The organism is Methanoregula sp., assembly GCF_002835825.1.
In the GTDB taxonomy this organism is placed as follows: domain Archaea; phylum Halobacteriota; class Methanomicrobia; order Methanomicrobiales; family Methanospirillaceae; genus Methanoregula.
The window spans coordinates 1-2,052 of the sequence record NZ_PIZH01000376.1 but is presented as its reverse complement, the minus strand read 5'-3'; the positions used below and the strand labels follow the sequence as shown (position 1 = coordinate 2,052).

At 59.9% G+C, this 2,052-nt stretch carries 2 protein-coding genes; both read left to right on the top strand.

The window, feature by feature from the left end; translation table 11 throughout:
* Positions 1-14 precede the first annotated feature (14 nt).
* Complete coding sequence (locus CW742_RS11250; RefSeq protein ID WP_292420436.1) at positions 15-1,184, top strand: HD domain-containing protein; 1,170 nt, start codon at positions 15-17, stop codon at positions 1,182-1,184.
* 458 nt (positions 1,185-1,642) lie between these two features.
* On the top strand, positions 1,643-2,052 hold a 410-nt coding region (locus CW742_RS11245), incomplete at its 3' end, for a hypothetical protein (protein ID WP_292420433.1).

Here is a 2,052-nt window from a genome sequence, read left to right as displayed (position 1 = left end):
CCAACGTCCCCGACTTGCTTTGCAAGGAAGACCTCACTCTATGGCTGCACGACCCGCCGCTCCGCCAGCGCCTCCGTTCCGTCCGCCAGCTTTGCGTCTCATGCCTTGTCTACACCGTGGCAAACCACACGCGCTTTCAACACTCCCTCGGGACCATGTTCCTTGCCGATGTTGCCTGCCGCAGGTTCCAGCTGGCTGAGGACGAGCACAGGCTTGTTGTCTCCGCTGCGCTCCTCCATGACATCGGCCACGGTCCCTACTCTCACGCGAGCGAGCCTCTGATGGAGCAGTACCTGTACCGGACCCATGATGAAATCCGGCCCGTCATCGATGCTCCTACCACAAGTGTGCTTGCAGAAGCCGGGGTGGATCCGGAGGAACTGTCGCAGGTTGTTGAAGGGAAGCACCCGCTCTCCAGCATCATCCACGGTGACTTCGATGTGGACCGGATGGACTATCTCCTCCGGGATGCCTACTACACCGGCGCGCCCTACGGCACGGTCGACGCCCAGCGCCTGATCCGGCACCTGATCCGGTACCCTGACGGGACCGTGCTTGACGAGAACGGGGTAAATGCCGCCGAGTCCCTTTTGATCGCCCGGACGCTAATGCGGCCGACGGTCTATTACCACCACGTCAGCAGGATCGGCGAGAGCATGTTCCAGCTCGCTGCCTTGGAACACTGTGCCGGCATGGGCGAAGAAGAGCGGTGGCAGTTTCTTCGCCTTGACGATGCAGGCTGCATGCATTCCCTGCGTACTTCGGAAAACCCGGTCTCCCGCGGGATCGCGCTCCGGCTTTACGAACGGCGCCTGTACAAGCGGGCCGTGTATGCAGGGAGCGACCAGATCAACCCGGCGACCTGGCAGGAGGGGATTACCCTGGAGAAGTCCCGGGACCTTGCAGCACAGATCGCGGTAACAGCAGGGATACGGGCCGAAGAAGTGCTCGTTGACATCCCCCCCATCCCCCGCGAGATGTCCCTTGGCGTCCGGGTGCAGAGCCGGAATGCCGTCACCAGTTTCGAGGAGCTCTCGCCCCGGATCCGGACCCTCAACATGACCCGGCGCGAGCAGTGGCGCCTCGGGATCTACACGGTGCCGGAACATCGCGATGCGGTCGGCGATGCGGCCTGCGAGGTCCTGCACATCAAGAAACCGACCCGGCAGGACACGCTGTTTTAGAGCAGGTTTCGCGGTGCCGGAGAACCGGGCCAGTGCGGGGGGCAGGAACCCCCGCGATCGTTTGTACCCATGCGACCCCCTGCACTACCAGTACGCGCCGGGTCATTGACTTTCCGTCGTAATTTTCACATGGAAGGAGATTATGAGAGATCTCGCTGTGGGGGGTCGCGTGGGTACAAACTGTTTTTGGGCAGGCAGCCGGCTCCGGGAAAATTGAAGAATTATCCCGAAGATGATCTGCCAAACCAGGGAGGAACGCAATGATCTTGTACCCATGCGACCCCCCGTTACCCGGTCTCACCTGATTCTGTACAGCGATACGGAGCGCATCGCGATGCCCCGGCATCACCCATAGGGGGACACCCACAGGTACAGGTAACATGGCACTATCGCAAAAGGGGGGGATGTAGCACCATCTCCTAACTATAATATAGTGCCCTCTTCCAACACTCACGCATATGAAATATCATGTTCTTGCTGCCTGCATCCTGGTCATCATTACCGTCGTTATCGCCGGGTGTACCCAGGGCACGACAACTCCCCCTGCGCCTGCCGGCACGCAGGCAGTTTCAGCGGCTGCTCCGGCAACACCGCAGATCACGTTTGCCCTGGGGGATCATTATCTCCAGAAGTCGTACTCGTTCCAGAGTGAGAAGGACGTCCGCACCGAACAGTTCCGTGTCGATAATCCGGCATGGGGTATCGATATTGTCGTCCTCCCGCTCAACGATGACCCGCAGTACTGCTGGTTCGAGATGACTGTTACGAACATGGACAATGGCCAGACTGACACCTACGGATTCGGTCGGACACACAGTTACGAGAAACACCAGCAGTTCCCGATGTACGTGACAGGCCCCTACAAGAT